This is a genomic window from Microbacterium helvum (genome assembly GCF_014779795.1).
GTDB classification, from domain to species: Bacteria; Actinomycetota; Actinomycetes; order Actinomycetales; family Microbacteriaceae; genus Microbacterium; species Microbacterium helvum.
Genome location: NZ_JACXZS010000007.1, coordinates 219,858 through 237,071 on the forward strand (window position 1 = coordinate 219,858; position 17,214 = coordinate 237,071).

The window sequence follows — 17,214 nt, forward strand, 5'->3', positions numbered from 1 at the left end:
TCACTCCTTCGTGGTGGTCGAGTAGGCCGCACGGGCGACGGCGCCGGACGCGACGAGCGCGGTCACCGCCTCCATCTCGGGCGACAGGAAGCGGTCGGGTCCGGGGCCGCCGGCGACCGTGCGGACGAGATCGCGGACGGCGCCGGTGGCGGCACCAGGCTGCAGCGGTGCCCGCAGGTCGAGCGCACGGGAAGCGGTGAGAATCTCGATCGCGAGCACGCGGGCGAGGCCGTCGAGCGCGCGGCGCAGCTTGCGGGCCGCCGCCCAGCCCATCGACACATGGTCCTCCTGCATCGCCGACGACGGGATGGAGTCGACGGACGCCGGCACGGCCAGGCGCTTGAGCTCCGACACGATGCCCGCGGCCGCGTACTGCGCGATCATGAGGCCGGAGTCGACGCCCACCTCGTCGGCGAGGAACGGCGGCAGTCCGTTGCTGCGTGCGCGGTCCAGCGCACGGTCGGTGCGGCGCTCCGAGATCGAGGCGACGTCGGCGACGGCGATCGCGAGGAAGTCCAGCACGTACGCGACGGGCGCGCCGTGGAAGTTGCCGTTGGACTCGACGCGCCCGTCGTCGGTGATGACCGGGTTGTCGACGGCGGCGGCGAGCTCGCGCGACGCGATCAGCGCGGCGTGGTCGACGGTGTCGCGGGCGGCACCGTGCACCTGCGGCGAGCAGCGCAGCGAGTACGCGTCCTGCACCCGCGTGCACACGGCGGGGTCGCGGTGCGAAGCGACGATCGGCGATCCGGCGAGCACGGCGCGAAGGTTCGCGGCCGACACGGCCTGACCCACCTGCGGACGCAGCGCCTGCAGGTCGGCGGCGAAGACCGCGTCGGTGCCCAGCTGCGACTCGACCGACATGCCGGCGGCGACGTCGGCGGTGTCGAGCAGCATCGACAGGTCGTGCAGCGCGAGCAGCAGCATCCCGAGCATGCCGTCGGTGCCGTTGATGAGGGCGAGCCCCTCCTTCTCGCGGAGCACGAGCGGAGCGAGGGATGCCGCACCCAGCGCGTCGGCGGCATCCCTCTCGATCCCCTCGGCGTCGCGCACGCGTCCCTCGCCCATCGCGGCGAGGGCCACATGCGACAACGGGGCGAGGTCGCCCGAGCAGCCGAGCGAGCCGTACTCCCGCACGATCGGGGTGATGCCGGCGTTCAGCATGGCGGCATACGTCTCGACGACCACCGGGCGCACGCCGGTGTGGCCGGTGGCGAGCGTCTGCAGGCGCAGCAGCATCAGGGCACGGACCACCTCGCGCTCGACCTCGGGTCCGGTGCCCGCGGCGTGCGAGCGGATGAGGCTCGCCTGCAGCTGCAGGCGGCGCTCCGGGGCGATGAACGTCGTGGCGAGCGCGCCGAAGCCTGTCGAGATGCCGTAATGCGGTTCGGGATCGTCGGCGAGACCCTCCACGAGCGTGCGGGCGGCGGCGACGCGCGCCAGCGCCTCCGGGGCGATCTCGACCCGCGCACCGTGGCGGGCGACGGCGACGACGTCCTCGGGGCGCAGGGGTGTCGCGCCGACGGTGACGGAGAGCTCAGCAGTCATGCCTCGATTCCACACCGGGCGGGTGCCGCGCGACAGCGGGTCGTGGGATCCTGTGTCTGTGATCCCAGACGCGGCGCCATCGCCCGACCGGCCGCAGGTGCCGGCGGCCGACCACACGCTGCGGATCCTGTCGTTCCTGGCCCGGCAGCGCGGGCCCACCCCCGCGCGCACGATCGCGACCGCGCTCGGCATCCCGCGATCGACCGTGTACCACCTGCTCGCGACCCTCCAGGAGCACCAGTTCGTCGTGCACCTGCCCGAGGATCGCCGGTGGGGTCTCGGGATCGCTGCCTTCGAGCTCGCCGGCGGCTACTCGCGTCAGGAGCCGCTCGCGCGCCTCGGCCGTCCCGTGCTCGCCGACCTCGCAGACCGGGCCGGAGAGAGCGCGCACCTCGCCGTCATGCACGGTCGCGATGTGCTGTACATCGTCGAGGAGCGCGCACCCCGGCGGCCCGCGCTCGTGACCGACGTGGGCGTGCGTCTTCCCGCGCACCTGACCGCCACCGGCCGGGCGATGCTCGCAGCACTGCCTCGCGAGCAGGTGCGGGCGCTGTTCCCGGATGCCGCCGCCTTCGCCGACCGCACGGGCCGCGGTCCCCGACGGCCGAGAGAGCTGCGCGAGCTGCTGCGCGAGGTGCGCACGCGGGGGTTCGCCGAAGAGGACGGCGAGGTCACCCTGGGCATGCGCTCGGTCGGTGTCGCCGTGCGCGAGACGTCGGACTGGCCGGTGGCGGCGATCGCGCTCACGTGGCCTGCGGACGACGCCGATGCGCGCGCCGACGAGCTCGCGGCGCGCGCCGAGGCGGCCGCCGTCGAGCTCGAGCGCCGCATCGGTCGCGCCAGGCGGGCGTAGCTCCTCGCCGCGGCTACAGGTGTGCGTCGAGGAGCGCCACGATCTCGTCGTAGCCGCGGCTCGCGGCGAGCTCGCGCGGGGTGACGCCGTCGCCGTCGGCGAGGGCCGGGTCGGCCCCGCCGTCGAGGAGCAGCTCGACGATGCGCTGGTGCGCGGGGCCGCCGTCGCTCAGCACGATCGCCTCGATGAGTGCCGTCCAGCCGAGGTTGTTGACATGGTCCAGGTTCGCGCCCGCCTCGATCAGCAGCGCGACGGTCGAGACGTGCCCGCGCTCGCTGGCGGGGATCACGGCGATGCCGCCGTACCGGTTCGTGACGGCGAGGTCGCCGCCGGCGGCGAGCGCCGCTCGCACGACGTCGTCGTAACCGTTCGCCCCGGCGTACAGCAGCACCGAGTCGAGCCGGTCGTCGCGCACGTTGACGTCGGCTCCGGCCGCGATCAGCGCCAGCGCCGAGTCGGTGTCGCCGCGCTTGAGGGCTGCGACCGCTTGCAGACCCCGGGCCCGCGCGTCCGCCCCCATCAGTCGACCTTCGACACCGTACCGCCGGTGAGGCGCACCAGCTCGTCGTAGGTCAGCGGAAACACCGTGTGCGGCGTGCCGCCGGCCGCCCAGATCTCGGGATACTGCGCAAGGTCCTCGTCGACGACCGTCGTGAGCGGCGCGGGGTGCCCGGTGGGCGCGACACCCCCGATGGCCTGGCCTGTGGCCTCGCGGACCTGATCCGGGTTCGCACGCTGGATCCTCCCGCGTCCGAGCCGCTCGGCGAGCGCCGCCGTGTCCACGCGGTGCGCGCCGCTGGTCATCACGAGCAGCGGCTCGCCGTCGCTCATGAACACCAGGCTGTTGGCGATGGCGCCGACCTCGACACCCAGCGCCTCGGCGGCGAGGACTGCGGTCGATGCGGCATCCGGAAGCACGACGATGTCGCCGGCGATCCCGGCGGCACGGAGGGCGTCGTGGACGAGCAGGCTGCGAGTGGGAAGCACGGTCACGGCGACAGCCTAATGAGCAGCGCACTGTGCCGCGGCCTGTACACGAGATGCGCGCACGACCTTTCAATCTGCGCAATCGCCACGCGAACGGTTGAACAATCCGCCGCCCCGGTGTGGAATGAGAGTGGATGCCGCGACGCAGCGTCGTCCGCTGCGACGCGCCACCCGCACCCGCAGCACCACCCAGCGGCCCACGAAGCCCGCCGAAGGAAGCACGCAATGACGCACACCACCCTGCCCCTGCCTGATTTCGCGCATGAACGGGTGGAGGTGATCACCGGACGACGCAGCGGACTGTTCATCGCCGTGGCGCTGCATTCCTCGGTGCTGGGCTCCGCGCTCGGCGGGGCACGGCTGTGGACGTACCCGCACTGGAGCGACGCGCTCGGCGACGCGCTGCGGCTGTCGGCGGCCATGACGCTCAAGAACGCGGCGGCGGGCCTCGACGCGGGCGGCGGCAAGTCGGTCATCGCGCTGCCACCCGGGACCGTGCTCGACACGGAGCGCCGGCGGGCAGCGTTCCTCGACCTCGGCGACGCGGTCGAGTCGCTGCACGGCCTGTACCGCACGGCCGAGGATGTCGGCTCGACCACCGAAGACATGCTGGTCGTGAGTGAGCGCACCGAGCACGTCGTCGGCCTGCCCGACGCGGTCGGTGGCTCGGGCGAGCCGGCCGGCCCGACGAGCCTCGGCGTGTACGAGTCGCTGCGAGCCACGCTGGAGCGCGTCACCGGCACAGCCGATGTCGACGGCCGACGCATCACGATCTCGGGCCTCGGTCAGGTGGGAAGCCGCCTGGCCGTCCGCCTGTCGGCGGAGGGCGCCCGGCTCACCGTGACCGATGTCAACCCTGCCAAGCGCGACCTCGCCATCGAGCTCGGTGCCGCCTGGGCGGAGCCGGGAGCGGAGCACCTGGTGCCCGCCGACGTGTTCGTCCCGGCCGGGATCGGCGGCCTGCTCACCGACGAGATCATCGACGCGCTCGACGCCAAGGCGGTGTGCGGGCCCGCGAACAACCCGTTGGCCGACCACAGCGGAGCGTCGCGACTGGCCGGGCGCGGCATCCTCTACGCCCCCGACTTCGTCGTCAACGCGGGCGGTGTGATCTACCTGGACCTCGAGGCCAAGCAGCTGGGCACGCGCGCCGAGATCATGAGCCGCGTCGGGCGCATCGGCGACACCGTGCGCCGGATCTTCGACGAGGCAGAGGCTCGGGGCGTGACGCCGCTCGAGGCGGCCGAGGGTCTCGCCGCCGAGCGTCTCGCCGCCGGAGGACGGCAGGCCGTACTGGCCTGAGACCGCGTTCCACAGGCAGCGGAATCCGGTTCCACATCCTCGGTGCGAGGTGGCATGATGGGCGCAACCCGCGCTACGCGACCCCGACCGATCAAAGGAGATCCGGTGTTCACCAGTACCCACCCCGATGTCGAGATCCCCGAACTCAGCGTCTACGACTACCTGTTCGCGACGCTGACGGACGAGGACCTCGGCCGTGTCGCCCTCGTCGACCCCGCCACCGGGGCCGAGACGAGCTACGGCGCACTGCGCGCGCAGATCGATCTGTTCGCCGGTGCGCTCGCGGCGCGCGGGGTGGGTCTGGACACCGTGGTCGGCGTGCTGTGCCCGAACGTTCCGGCGTTCGCGACGGTGTTCCACGGCATCCTGCGCGCCGGAGCGACGGTCACCACGATCAACTCGCTCTACACCGCGGGAGAGATCGAGAAGCAGTTGAAGGATGCCGGGGCCACCTGGCTCGTGACGGTCAGTCCCCTGCTGCCCCAGGCCGTCGCCGCAGCCGAGGCCGTCGGCATTCCCCACGAACGCGTCATCGTGCTGGACGGCGCTGCCGGCCACCCGAACCTGCGCGAACTGCTGGGCGAGGGTGCGCCGGCACCGGAGGTGTCGTTCGACCCGGCCACGCACGTCGCGGTGCTGCCGTACTCGTCGGGCACGACCGGGATCCCGAAGGGCGTCATGCTCTCGCACCGCAACCTGGTCGCGAACGTGGCCCAGTGCGTGCCGAACATGAACCTGACCTCGGAAGACCGCGTGCTCGCGGTGCTGCCGTTCTTCCACATCTACGGCATGACGGTGCTGCTGAACCTCGCGCTGCGCAAGCGCGCGAGCCTGGTGACGATGCCGAAGTTCGACCTGGTCGAGTTCCTCACGAACATCCAGAAGTACCAGTGCACGTACCTGTACATCGCGCCGCCGATCGCCGTCGCGCTCGCGAAGCACCCGATCGTCGATCAGTTCGACATCTCGAGCGTGCACACCGTGTTCTCGGGAGCGGCGCCGCTGGACGGCGAGACCGCCGAGGTCGCCGGGCGCCGCATCCACGCCCGCTTCCTGCAGGGGTACGGCATGAGCGAGCTGAGCCCGGTGTCGCACGCGATGTACTACGCCCGCGATGACGAACCGGTCAGCTCGGTCGGCGGCATGCTGCCCAACACGCTCAACAAGCTCGTCGACACCGAGACCGGTGAAGAGATCACCGAGATCGGCCCCGACGGCATGACGAGGCCGGGCGAGCTGTGGGTCAAGGGCCCGAACGTCATGCTGGGCTACCTCAACAAGCCCGAGGCGACGGCCGAGACGCTCGACGCCGACGGCTTCCTCCACACCGGCGACGTCGCGGTGTACCACGAGGGCGGCTACTTCTCGATCGTCGACCGGGTGAAAGAGCTCATCAAGTACAAGGGCTACCAGATCGCCCCCGCGGAGCTCGAGGCTCTGCTGCTGAGCCACCCGAAGGTGATGGATGCCGCCGTCATCGGCGTCCTCGACGACGACAGGCAAGAGATCCCGAAGGCCTTCATCGTCGCCGCGCCCGACTCGGGTCTCACCGCCGACGAGGTCATGGCGTTCGTGGCGGACCAGGTCGCGCCGCACAAGAAGATCCGCCGCGTCGAGTTCATCGACGCGATCCCGAAGTCCAGCGCCGGAAAGATCCTCCGCAAGGATCTGCGGACGCGCGAGGCTGCGAAGGTCTGACGCGCGACGATCGACAGGATGCCCCGGCGACGCGTTTCGCCGGGGCATCCTGTCTTGGCGCCACTAGGTTGGCGCCATGGATGGGCTCTGGCTCGCCGCGCTGAGCGGCATCATCGGTGGCAGCACGCTGCTCGTCGGCGCCGGTGTCGCGTGGTTCATCGACATCCCGCAGCGGGTCGTCGCCGGAATCATGGCGCTCGGCGCGGGCGTGCTGATCTCGACCCTCGCCTTCGAGCTCGTCGAAGAGGCGGCCGCTGACGGCGGGCTGGTGCCGACGACCGTGGGGTTCCTCGGCGGCGCGATCCTGTACATCGTCGCCGACCAGCTCGTCTCGAGGCCGAAGAAGCGCAAGCCCGTCGCCGGCGTGGACGGCGACGGCAGCGCGAGCATCGTCGCGCGGCGCGCCGGCGCCGCCGGCGCGGCCAGCGGGGCGGGGCTCGTGATCGCCATCGGAGCGCTCATCGACGGCATCCCGGAGTCGATCGTCATGGGCCTGTCGGTGCTGCAGGGCGGGATCAGCATCCCGATCGTGGCGGCGATCGCGATCAGCAACATCCCCGAGGGACTGGGGTCGACGGCCGCCTTGAAGCGCGGCGGCAGCACCGGGCGGTTCGTCGCGCTGCTGTGGGTCGGCATCGCCCTCATCACCGTGGCGGCCGCGATGCTCGGGTTCGCGGCGTTCCAGGCCGCACCGCCGAACCTCGTCGCGCTCATCACGACGATCGCGGCGGGCGGCCTGCTCGCGATGGTGTGCAACACGATGATCCCCGAGGCCTTCGACGAGCAGCACGCGCTGACCGGGCTGTGGGCGACGATCGGGTTCCTCGGCGCGTTCCTCCTGCACGAGCTGGCGGGCTGACCCCGCCGCACCTGCTGTGCCAGGGTGTGAGGCATGAGGTTCCTCCGCTGGTTCGTGCGATTCCCCATCGTGTGGCTCACGATCGTCGTCCTCATCGTGGTGCTGGCGCTCGGTGCAGCCGGGTACGAGCGCACCACGAAGTGGATCGCGGTCGTCTACGTCAGCCTGATCATCGCGTGGACGCTCGTCGGAATGATCCGCGACGTGATGCGCGGGCATGTCGGGCTCGACGTGCTGGCGGTCGTGGCGATGATCGCGACGCTGGCCGTCGGCGAGTATGTGGCATCGCTCGTGATCGTGCTGATGCTCTCGGGCGGCGAGGCGCTCGAGGACTACGCCAGCCGTCGCGCCAAGCGCGAGCTGACGTCGTTGCTGGACCGTTCGCCGCAGGTCGCGCACGTGCTCGTGCACCCGCAGTCCGACAGTGACGAGGTGCAGGACGCGGATGCCGCCGACGTGCGCGTCGGCGACGTCCTGCTCGTGCGACCCGCCGAGATCGTGCCGGTCGACGGCACGCTGCTGAGCGACGACGGCTCGTTCGACGAGTCGTCGCTCACCGGTGAGAGCCTGCCGGTGAGTCGCTCGGCTGGTGACGAGGTGCTCTCGGGGTCGGTGAACGGGTCGCGCGCGGTGCGCATCCGCGCCCTGCGTCGCAGTGCCGACAGCCAGTACCAGCAGATCGTCGAGCTCGTGAAGCAGGCGCAGGAGGATCGCGCGCCCACGGTGCGGCTGGCCGACCGGTTCGCGATCCCCTTCACGGCGGTGTCGCTCGTGATCGCGGGGGCGGCGTGGGCGATCTCGGGCGATCCCACCCGGTTCGCCGAGGTGCTGGTGCTCGCGACGCCGTGCCCGCTGCTGATCGCCGCGCCCGTGGCGTTCCTCGGCGGCCTGTCGAGAGCGGCCAAGGCGGGCATCATCGTCAAGGGCGGCGCGGTGATCGAGCAGCTGGCGCGCGTCCGGTCCGCCGCCTTCGACAAGACGGGCACGCTCACCGAGGGCCGGCCCGATCTGGTCGCGGTCGTCCCGGCGGCCGGTTTCGCCGAGGACGAGCTGCTCACGCTCGCGGCCTCGGCCGAGCAGTACTCCAGCCATGTGCTCGCAGACGGGATCCGCCGCGCGGCGGCGGCCCGCGGCATCCACCTGCTTCCCGCCGTCGAGGCGCATGAGGTGGCGACGAACGGCGTCACGGCGCAGATCGGCGGGAGGACGGTGGTCGTCGGCAAGCCCGCGTACGTGGCCTCGCTCGCGCCTGACACGGTACGGCGTGGCATCCGCGAGGGCGAAGCGGCCGCGTATGTTGCGGTCGACGGACGCTTCGCAGGCACGCTTGTGCTCGCGGACGATCCGCGCCCCGAGTCCGCCGCTGTCGTCGCCTGGCTGCGCGACACCGGCGTCGAGCGGATCGCGATGCTCACCGGCGACGCCCAGGCGACGGCGGATGCCGTGGCTCGAGGCGTCGGGATCACCGACGTCCACGCCGAGCTGCTGCCGCCCGAGAAGGTGCATCTGGCGGCGCAGATGCGGCCGCGTCCGGTGATGATGGTGGGCGACGGCGTCAATGACGCGCCGGTGCTCGCGGCGGCCGACATCGGCATCGCGATGGGCGCGAAGGGGTCGACCGCCGCCGGTGAGGCGGCGGACGCCGTCGTGCTGAAGGACTCGCTCGCCGGCATCGCCGACGCGGTCTCGATCGGGCGCCACACGCTGCGCGTCGCGTACACGGCGATCTGGATCGGCATCTCGCTGAGCATCGCCCTCATGCTCATCGCGACGACGGGCGTGATCCCCGCAGTCGCCGGTGCACTGATCCAGGAGGGCGTCGATCTCGCGACGATCCTGTACGCCCTGCGCGCCCTGACAGGTCCGGCGACCGGGCTGGTCATCCCCACCGCGAAGCCGCACGAGCGCGAGCCGGTCGCCGAGGCCGCGTAGGCCCCGGTTGCGGAAGCGAGGGATGCCGCCACCCGGCCGGGTGGCGGCATCCCCTGGTTCCTCAGGCCACGGCGGGCAGCACCGGCGCCGTCCGACGGGCCAGCAGGGCGGTCGCTGCGCCGAGGACGACGGCGACGACCGAGACCCAGATCAGCACCCGGAAGTCGACGACCGCCAGCAGACCTGCGCCGAGCACCGACGCGAGCGTCTGCGGCAGGTTGATGACGACGTTGCCGGCGGCTCCGGTGCGGCCCTGCAGCGCGTCGGGCGTGAGACGCTGGCGCAGCGTCGCGAAGGCGACCACGGTCGGCGGGATTCCGAGCCCCAGCACGAACATGCCGATGCCGCCGGCGATCACCGAGCCGAAGGCGAACGGCACACTGCCTGCCGCGACCAGCAGCAGACCGAGCGCGGCGGTGCGCCCTTCGCCCCAGCGCGTCACGAGAGTGGCCGACAGCAGGCCGCCGATCACGGCGCCCGCTCCCTGGATCGGCACCAGGACGCCGATCGCGGCAGGGTCGGCCTGCATCGCGTCCAGTGCCGGGAAGACCACGATGTTGAGCAGCCCGGTGGCGCCGAAGCCGATCGCCACCGCGATCGTGACCACGCGCAGGCTCTGCGGCGCGAACAGCTGCTCGAATCCGGCCGCCAGCTCGCGGAAGTATCCGCGCCCGGGCTCGCGCTCGGGCTTCGCCGCCCCGACCGGCAGTCCGGCGACGACGACCGCAGCGACGGCGAAGCATGCCGCCGTCAGCACGATGACCGCCGGAGCGCCGAGCCACACGTACAGGGCGGTGCCGATGAGGGGCGACACCAGTCGCAGGGCGTTGTCGATCGTCGACAGCATGCCGTTGCCCGAGGCCAGCTGGTCGTCGCGCAGCATCGCCCGGATGATGCCGGACTGCGCAGAGGCGGTCACATACCCGGCCGCACTGTAGATGACGACCACCGCGTAGACGAGCCACAGCTGACCCGGACCCGACACGAGCAGCAGTGTCAGCAGCACCGGCACCAGCGTGGCATTGTTGATCACGAGCAGCCGGCGGCGCGGCATCCGGTCGGCCATCATGCCGATGAACGGCGCGAGGATCGCGGGAACCCCGAGCGCGACGAACACGAACCCGGCCGCGACGTCCGACCCGGTGAGCTCTTTCACCCACACGGCGATCATGAGGTACAGCGCACTGTCGCCGAGGTTCGTGGCCACCCAGGCGCCGGCCAGCCGCGGGAACCCGGGGGCCGACCACGCGACCGGAAGACGGAGTCGGCCGGTCATCGGTCACGCTCCTCGTTCGCGTCACCCAGGGGCTCAGGGTTGACCACCGCGAAGAACTTCGAGAACCTCGCTCCCTCCGGACGCTTCGACGGGTCGGCGTGCCGGCCGGCGAACCGATCGGTGAGGTCCTGCACGTCACGGCTCAGCTGTGCCAGCTCTTCGGCGGTCGCCCAGAACGAGGAGCGCGTGAACGTCGTCGCCTGCACCCATTCGTCGCTCTCACGGTCGATGCGCGAGAACCAGTCCATCGCGCGCAGGAACTCCGACTCCAGACCGACCGACGCGACCGCCTGCACGGCGTGCAGCGACCCGGCGACGTCGGGATCAGGGCGCATGTCGAAGTCCGCCGAACGCACCCGCCACGGCTTCTCGCGTCCGCGGCGCTCCGCCCGCTCGATGTACCCGTACTTCTCCAGCGTGCGCAGGTGGAACGAGCAGCTCGCCGGCGACTCCCCCAGCGCTTCGGCGCACTCGGTGGCGGTCGCCTCGGTCACATCGCTCAGGTAGTCGAGCAGCGCGATTCGGACGGGATGCGCGAGGGCACGGATCCGCTCCGGATCGGTGATCCGCTCACGTCGTTCAGCTGTCATGCCGACCAGATTAGATTCTAAAGAAGTCTTTCGCAAGAGTTCTTTAGGATTGTGTGCACGCGAAGGGATGCCGCCAGCCGGCCGGGTGGCGGCATCCCTTCACTCCTCACACGACGCGGATCACGGCCACGGCGACGGGGCCGGCGGTGCGACCACAGGCGGACGGTCGTCGCACGTGATGGTGTTGGGCAGCTCCCACGACGCCATCCACGGACCGGTCGTCCCCCCGCCGTCGTTGCCGCCGAGGTCTGCCACCGAGAACTCCGAGCCGGTGGGCGGGAACCCGAACGAGCCGCAGTTGTTGATGCCGACGGCGCCGACACCCCGGGCGTCCACGTTCTGGAAAGACGCCCCGCCCTTGACTCGGGCGCTCAGCACCGATGTCCCGGCGCCATCGACCCGCACGTCGGCGAACGACACGTCGGTCATCGAGTAGAGGTCCTTCACGCCCCACTCCGAGACCAGCATGATCGCGTTGTACGTGCTGTCGAGGTAGTGGTCGCCGGTCACGTGGATGCCTGAGATCGATCCTTCGAGGGCGTACACCCACAGCGAGCCGAGCCCGATGTTCCAGTTGAGCTCACGGGTGCCCGCGCGCACGGTCGTGTTGTCGCGGAACGTCAGCGCGCCCGCGAACGGGTGTGCCCCGAACCGCGATCCGGCGTGCAGCGCACTCCCTTCGCGGATCGTGTCGGCCACGAGGTTGCCCGCCACGGCGTTGTCGGTGCCGCCGTAGACGGCGATGCCGTTGGCGAGGTTCGGCGTCTGCACGGTGTTGCGCTCGAACGTGTTGCGCGCGTTCGTGAGCGTCGTGCCGCCCTTCGCCTCTGCCCACATCGCGAGACCGTCGTCGCCCGAATTGCGCACGAAGTTATGGCGCGCGACCGAGTCGGTGACGCCGATGTGGAAGTTCAGCGCGTCGGCGATCTGGTCGACGATGATGTTGCGCTCGACGGTGACGTTCGACATCGGCCCGTCGAACCACATCCCCACCTTGGTGTGCTGGATGTACAGGTCTGAGAACGACGAGTCGTGGAAGGCACCGCCGATCGCGTTGACCTGGTCGGTGTCGATGCGCTCGCGCACATCGCCCACGATCGAGAAGCCCGACAGATGGACGTCCGAGCTGCCGCCCTCGGCGGCATCCTTCCCGTAGAAGCCGACGCCGGTGTGCGTCGAGCCGTCCGCGGCCGGCTCGGCGAGCGCGACCTCGGAGCCGAACACCTTCGTGTACCAGTTGCCCGCGCCCTGGATCGTGACGCTGTCGACGACGATGTGTCGCTCGACCCGGAACTCGCCCTGCGGCAGGTAGACGACCTTGCCGCTGCGCTGCGCGACGGCGATCGCCGCATCGAACGCGTCGGCGGAATCGCGGCGCCCCGTCGGGTCGGCGCCGAAGTCGACGACGTTCACCGCCTTCTTCAGGACGACGGGCTTGCCGACCAGCTCGGTGTCGACGAGGTCGATGACGGTCCACGGCACGTCCGGCGCCGCCGTCAGCCGCACCTTGTCGCCCGCCTTATACGTCTTGTGCAGCAGCAGTCGCTGCTCGTCGTAGAACTTCATGGGCCGGAACGGCGCGGACGGCTCGAAGGCCGGCGGCGTCGCCGCGGGCACACACGCGCATTCGGCGAGCCACCAGTCGGGGTGCAGCAGCCCCGCGTCCGGGTCGTTCGTGAAGGGGTACTGGTTGTAGAGATACGAGTACTGCGAGGTCAGCTGCATCGTGGTCGCGTGCGGACCCGCCTGCACGGTGAGCGGTGCCGTCAGCCCGCCGCCGTCGGGCGCGTCGGGGATGCTGTAGCGCACCGTCAGCGCGTTGGCCGCGGCGGGCAGCGTGAACTCGACATACTGCCCCGGCGTCAGGCGGACCGCAGACCGGCCCGATGCCTCGGCCTCGATCGTGTACGCCTCGCGGCCCGGCCCGATCACCGTGCCGTTCGTGACGGCATTCTCGGCCTCCTGCTCCAGGAACGCGACGTCGGCTCCGCGTCCGGCGACGAGCGCCGGGTCCAGCGCGGCTCGCGTGACGACCGGAGCGGGCATGTTCCAGCCCGGAGGGGCCGCGACGGCGGTCTGGGTCGTCACCGCCATGCCGACGGTGAGGGATGCCGCGGCCACAGCCGCGACGAGGGTACGGGGTCGTGTCGTCATCGACTCGCTTCATCCGGGGCGGGCCTCGATGCCCGTTCGCGCCCAATCTAGAGGCGAGACGCGAGACTTCTCAAGCGATTGTCAGAGTATTGCGTGAATCTGCGGCATCTTTGCGTAAATTGCGCCCGCTTGCGCTGTCGTGGCATCCCTCCGCCACCCTCGCCGATCCGAATATCGGACTTTCCCCGACTTTCCGGACCCACAGCGCCGAATCCTCCGGAAACTGCGCGATTCTCCGATATTCGGAGCGGCACAGGAAGGGGAATGGATGCCGTCACGCCGCGGCCGACCCACGACCCGCGCGCGGCGACCGCACGCTGCAGCAGCCACACCGCAGCCCGGGCCGGCAGCATCCCATGCCGCGGCGGCCGCACCGCGTCGGCCCGTCGTCGGCGGAATTACGCGGTGGCCCAGAGCTCGTCGTCGTCGTCGATCGCCGCGTTCGGGGCGTCGATCGACAGGCCGTGCAGCAGCTCCAGCGCGCCGTGGACGTCGTCCAGGCGACCCTCGACGGCGAGCTCGCGCATGCGCACCGACGGCTTGTGCAGCAGCACTCCCGCCAGATGCCGGAGCGCCGCCTCGACATCATCGCCGGCTCCGCGCGCACGGGCACGGGCGATCTCGTCGTCGACGACCCTCAGCACCTCGCCGCGCAGCGCGGTGATCGCGGGGCCCACCTCACGGTCGGCCGCGAACTCGGTCGCGGCGTCGCCCACGATCGCGCGGGCGTCGGCGTGGGCGCTGAACTCCTCGAGCGGGGCGTGCAACCGGATCGTCTCCAGGTCGAGCAGCTCGACACCGCCGACCTCGCCGACGGCGGGGTCGACGTTGCGCGGCAGACCGAGGTCGATGACGAGCACGCGCCGGCCGGGGACGAAGGCGTCGGCGTGCACGACCGCGTCGGCCGTGCAGGTGATGACGACGTCGGCCTGAGCGGCCGCGGCGGCGAAGTCGGTCACCGGCAGCAGACCGCGCTGCACGGCGAAGCCCTCGGCACGGCCGGAGGGCGAGAAGACGTGGATGTCGCCGGCACCGCGAGCACGCAGCGCGTCGACGGTGCGGGCGGCATAGCGACCGGTGCCGACCAGGACGATGCGCGCGGCCGACCAGTCGGCGACGCGGCTCGAGGCGAGCTCCAGCGCGAGGCGCACGAGCGAACGGTGCGCGCCGCGCAGCTGAGTGCGGTTGCGCACGCCGCGGCTCGTGTGCGTGGCCTTCTGGAACAGCCGCTCCAGCTCGCCGCTGGTCAGCCCGTCCGCGCGGGCCGCATCCAGGGCCCGGCGCACCTGACCCGAGATCTCGTCCTCACCGACGACGACGGACTCCAGACCGCTCGTGACGGCGAAGAGGTGCGCGGCCGCCGCTGCCCCCTGGTGCACGGCGACGGATGCGCGGAGCAGGTCGGGGTTCACGTCGGAGGCCTCGGCCATCGCCTCGACGACGGACTCGACCGCGACGGCCTCGCCACCGGTGAGCGGCTCGTCGATGTCGAGGTAGGCCTCGAAGCGGCTGCACGTGGCGAGCACGACGGCACCCGAGACGAACAGCTCGCGCTCGACGAGCGCACGCGTCGCGGTGGGCGCCCCCACCGAGAGACGCTCCAGGATGTCGAGGCTCGCGTTCCGATGGTTCGCGGTCAGACAGAGGAGCACGTGCCTAATCTTAACGTGTGACGTTGCATGACTCTCACCCTTCCGTCGTTCAGAGAAACGATCCCCCCGCGCTGATACGCGCACTGCGCGGTGATCGGCCGGCCACGACGCCGGTCTGGTTCATGCGGCAGGCCGGGCGTTCTCTGCCGGAGTACCGAGAGCTGCGCGTGGGCACCGACATGCTGGACGCGTGCCTGAACCCCGAGCTGGCCAGTGAGATCACGCTGCAGCCGGTGCGCCGTCACGGCGTGGACGCGGGCATCTTCTTCAGCGACATCGTGATCCCGGTGCGCCTGTCGGGCGTCGACGTCCGCATCGTCGCAGGACGCGGTCCCGTGCTCGACGACCCGGTCCGCACCGCCGCCGACGTCGCCGCGCTGCCGCCGCTCGACCCGGCGGCCCTCGCGCCGATCCGCGAGGCCGTCGCTCTCACCGTGGCGCAGCTCGGCGCCACTCCGCTCATCGGCTTCGCGGGCGCCCCCTACACGCTCGCCTCCTACCTCGTCGAGGGCGGCCCCTCGAAGGAGCAGCTCAAGACCCGCGCGCTCATGCACTCCGATCCCGAGACGTGGACCGCGCTGCTGACGTGGTGCGCGGGCATCACCGGCGCCTTCCTCGCCGCCCAGATCGAGGCGGGCGCGTCGGCGGGCCAGCTGTTCGACTCGTGGGCAGGCTCGCTCAGCCTGGCCGACTACACCGCACATGTGGCGCCGTTCTCGACGCTCGCGCTCGACGCCGTGCGAGAGCTCGACGTGCCGCTCATCCACTTCGGCGTCGGCACCGGCGAGCTGCTCGCGGCGATGCGCGACGTCGGCGTCGACGCGGTCGGCGTCGACTGGCGCCTGCCGCTAGACGAAGCCGTGCGCCGTGTGGGACCCGACGTCACCGTGCAGGGCAACATCGATCCCGCGCTGCTGCGCGCGCCGTGGCCGGTGCTCGAAGCTCACCTCGTCGACGTGCTGCGGCGCGGTCAGGCTGCGCGAGCGCACGTGCTGAACCTCGGCCATGGCGTGCCGCCCGACACCGACCCGACCGTCCTCACCCGCATCGTGGAGTTCGTGCACGCGCATGCCTGACCACTCCGGCCGCTTCTCGATCGTCGGCGGCGGCGTGGGCGGCCTCGTCGTGGCTCGTCGACTGGCGGCATCGGGCGCCGAGGTGACGGTGTTCGAGGCATCCGATCGTCTCGGCGGCACCGTCGCCCGTCACGAGGTCGCCGGGATCGGACTGGATGCCGCCGCCGAGAGCTTCGCCGTCCGCGGCGGCGTCGTGGCGGCCCTGCTCGAGGAGCTCGGCCTGCAGGACGACATCGTGGCGCCGGCGCCGGGACCGGCCTGGCTGCAGCCGATGTCGGGAGACCCGCTGCCGCTGCCGGCGACGGCGCTGTTGGGCATCCCCGCCGATCCGCTGGCGGACGACGTCGTGCGCGTCGTCGGCGGCACCGCGGCCGCGCGCGCCGTCGAACTCGACGCGCGCGCCGTCGAGGGCGTGCCGGGCACCCTCGGCGCGCTCGTGCGGGCGCGGTACGGCGACGCGGTGCTCGATCGCCTCGTCGCCCCCGTCGTCCACGGCGTGCACTCGCAGCACCCCGACGAGCTGCCCGTCGCCCGAGCCCACCCGGGTCTCGCCGACGCCGTGCGCGAAGCCGGTTCGCTGGGCGCCGCCGTCGCCCGGCTTCGCGCGGCCGCTCCCCCGGGCGCGGCTGTGGCGGGCATCCGCGGCGGCCTCCACCGGATCGTGCCGGCCCTCGCCGACGACCTCGCCCGACGGGGCGGGGACGTGCGGTTCAACGCGCACATCGACGACCTGTCGCGCCTGGACGGCACCGTGGTCGTCGCGGCGCCCGGAGTGGCCGCGCCCGCCCCGCCCGGTCGCCGCATCGACCTCATCACGCTCGTCGTCGAACAGGACGAACTGGATGCCGCCCCCCGCGGCACCGGCCTGCTCGTGGCCGCGGGCGCACCGCTGGGCGCCCGCGCGCTCACGCACGCCACGGCGAAATGGGAATGGCTGCGCCAAGCGGCCGGCGGGCGCCACGTGATCCGGCTCTCGTACGACCGGACGCCGTCCGACCCGGTGGCCGCGGCACGCGCCGATGCCGAGACGCTGCTGGGCGTCCGGCTGCCGACCGTGGTCGGCGCGGCGCACGTCTGGTGGATGCGGCCGGGTGCGGCCTCCATTCCTCCCCCGGGCGTGACGCTCGTCGGCGAGACGGTCGCGGGCTCGGGGCTCGCGGGCATCGTGGCGCATGCCGAGCGGACGGCGTCGGACCTGCTCCGACCCCACCTGGTCGTTGAGCGAGCGGAGCGAGACGAAACGCAGTGAGCCGCCCGTCGGACGCACCACGCGCGCGACTCGGCGAA

Annotated in this window: 14 protein-coding genes; 7 read left to right on the plus strand and 7 right to left on the minus strand. The window is 71.8% G+C overall.

Going from position 1 to position 17,214, the window contains the following annotated elements; genetic code table 11:
- A complete protein-coding gene (gene hutH / locus IF188_RS12360) occupies positions 1–1,548 on the minus strand; it encodes a histidine ammonia-lyase (protein ID WP_191172107.1) in 1,548 nt (515 codons plus the stop codon).
- A 52-nt stretch (positions 1,549–1,600) separates the two neighbouring features.
- On the opposite strand from hutH, the gene IF188_RS12365 reads away from it, so the two are divergent.
- Entirely contained in the window at positions 1,601–2,401 is an 801-nt protein-coding gene (locus IF188_RS12365) for an IclR family transcriptional regulator (protein WP_396652777.1), read from the plus strand.
- A gap of 13 nt (positions 2,402–2,414) precedes the next feature.
- Here the strand turns inward: IF188_RS12365 and IF188_RS12370 are convergent, their stop codons facing one another.
- Together IF188_RS12370 and IF188_RS12375 are read right to left on the minus strand one after the other, a co-directional pair.
- Positions 2,415–2,921, minus strand: a complete 507-nt coding sequence (locus IF188_RS12370; protein ID WP_191172109.1) for an ankyrin repeat domain-containing protein — start codon at positions 2,919–2,921, stop codon at positions 2,415–2,417.
- Positions 2,921–3,394 (minus strand): YbaK/EbsC family protein, encoded by a 474-nt coding sequence (locus IF188_RS12375; protein WP_191172110.1) that lies wholly within the window; start codon positions 3,392–3,394, stop codon positions 2,921–2,923. The genes IF188_RS12370 and IF188_RS12375 overlap by 1 nt, the downstream gene beginning before the upstream one ends.
- A gap of 219 nt (positions 3,395–3,613) precedes the next feature.
- Here IF188_RS12375 and IF188_RS12380 point away from each other — a divergent pair, with 219 nt between their 5' ends.
- The 4 genes from IF188_RS12380 to IF188_RS12395 all read left to right on the plus strand — a co-directional run bounded on the left by IF188_RS12380 (position 3,614) and on the right by IF188_RS12395 (position 9,179).
- Positions 3,614–4,690 (plus strand): Glu/Leu/Phe/Val dehydrogenase family protein, encoded by a 1,077-nt coding sequence (locus IF188_RS12380; RefSeq protein ID WP_191172111.1) that lies wholly within the window; start codon positions 3,614–3,616, stop codon positions 4,688–4,690.
- A gap of 105 nt (positions 4,691–4,795) precedes the next feature.
- Positions 4,796–6,388, plus strand: coding sequence for an AMP-binding protein (locus tag IF188_RS12385; RefSeq protein ID WP_191172112.1), 1,593 nt, complete (start codon positions 4,796–4,798; stop codon positions 6,386–6,388).
- Positions 6,389–6,464: 76 nt separating this feature from the next.
- Entirely contained in the window at positions 6,465–7,247 is a 783-nt protein-coding gene (locus IF188_RS12390; RefSeq protein ID WP_191172113.1) for a ZIP family metal transporter, read from the plus strand.
- Positions 7,248–7,280: 33 nt separating this feature from the next.
- Positions 7,281–9,179: a heavy metal translocating P-type ATPase gene (locus tag IF188_RS12395; protein ID WP_191172114.1), complete on the plus strand. Its 1,899-nt coding sequence runs from the start codon at positions 7,281–7,283 to the stop codon at positions 9,177–9,179.
- 61 nt (positions 9,180–9,240) lie between these two features.
- Here IF188_RS12395 and IF188_RS12400 read toward each other — a convergent pair whose 3' ends face one another.
- The 4 genes from IF188_RS12400 to IF188_RS12415 form a co-directional block, all read right to left on the minus strand.
- Positions 9,241–10,455 carry an MFS transporter gene (locus tag IF188_RS12400; RefSeq protein WP_191172115.1) on the minus strand — a complete coding sequence of 405 codons (1,215 nt, stop codon included), beginning with the start codon at positions 10,453–10,455 and terminating at the stop codon, positions 9,241–9,243.
- Positions 10,452–11,045 carry an ArsR/SmtB family transcription factor gene (locus IF188_RS12405; RefSeq protein ID WP_191172116.1) on the minus strand — a complete coding sequence of 198 codons (594 nt, stop codon included), beginning with the start codon at positions 11,043–11,045 and terminating at the stop codon, positions 10,452–10,454. Before IF188_RS12405 ends, IF188_RS12400 begins: the two co-directional genes overlap by 4 nt.
- Before the next feature lie 120 nt (positions 11,046–11,165).
- Positions 11,166–13,199, minus strand: coding sequence for a glycosyl hydrolase family 28-related protein (locus tag IF188_RS12410; protein WP_191172117.1), 2,034 nt, complete (start codon positions 13,197–13,199; stop codon positions 11,166–11,168).
- A gap of 398 nt (positions 13,200–13,597) precedes the next feature.
- Entirely contained in the window at positions 13,598–14,851 is a 1,254-nt protein-coding gene (locus tag IF188_RS12415; protein WP_191172118.1) for a glutamyl-tRNA reductase, read from the minus strand.
- 17 nt (positions 14,852–14,868) lie between these two features.
- Here IF188_RS12415 and hemE point away from each other — a divergent pair, with 17 nt between their 5' ends.
- Entirely contained in the window at positions 14,869–15,927 is a 1,059-nt protein-coding gene (gene hemE / locus IF188_RS12420; RefSeq protein WP_191172119.1) for a uroporphyrinogen decarboxylase, read from the plus strand.
- Positions 15,920–17,176, plus strand: coding sequence for a protoporphyrinogen/coproporphyrinogen oxidase (locus tag IF188_RS12425; RefSeq protein ID WP_191172120.1), 1,257 nt, complete (start codon positions 15,920–15,922; stop codon positions 17,174–17,176). Before hemE ends, IF188_RS12425 begins: the two co-directional genes overlap by 8 nt.
- Positions 17,177–17,214: the final 38 nt, after the last annotated feature.

What these genes read in the sequence shown, in the direction of transcription:
- hutH (WP_191172107.1), bottom strand. Translation starts at nt 1,548, where the DNA reads ATGACTGCTGAGCTCTCCGTCACCGTCGGCGCGACACCCCTGCGCCCC.
- IF188_RS12370 (WP_191172109.1), bottom strand. Translation starts at nt 2,921, where the DNA reads ATGGGGGCGGACGCGCGGGCCCGGGGTCTGCAAGCGGTCGCAGCCCTC.
- IF188_RS12380 (WP_191172111.1), top strand. Translation starts at nt 3,614, where the DNA reads ATGACGCACACCACCCTGCCCCTGCCTGATTTCGCGCATGAACGGGTG.
- IF188_RS12390 (WP_191172113.1), top strand. Translation starts at nt 6,465, where the DNA reads ATGGATGGGCTCTGGCTCGCCGCGCTGAGCGGCATCATCGGTGGCAGC.
- IF188_RS12395 (WP_191172114.1), top strand. Translation starts at nt 7,281, where the DNA reads ATGAGGTTCCTCCGCTGGTTCGTGCGATTCCCCATCGTGTGGCTCACG.
- IF188_RS12400 (WP_191172115.1), bottom strand. Translation starts at nt 10,455, where the DNA reads ATGACCGGCCGACTCCGTCTTCCGGTCGCGTGGTCGGCCCCCGGGTTC.
- IF188_RS12405 (WP_191172116.1), bottom strand. Translation starts at nt 11,045, where the DNA reads ATGACAGCTGAACGACGTGAGCGGATCACCGATCCGGAGCGGATCCGT.
- IF188_RS12410 (WP_191172117.1), bottom strand. Translation starts at nt 13,199, where the DNA reads ATGACGACACGACCCCGTACCCTCGTCGCGGCTGTGGCCGCGGCATCC.
- IF188_RS12425 (WP_191172120.1), top strand. Translation starts at nt 15,920, where the DNA reads ATGCCTGACCACTCCGGCCGCTTCTCGATCGTCGGCGGCGGCGTGGGC.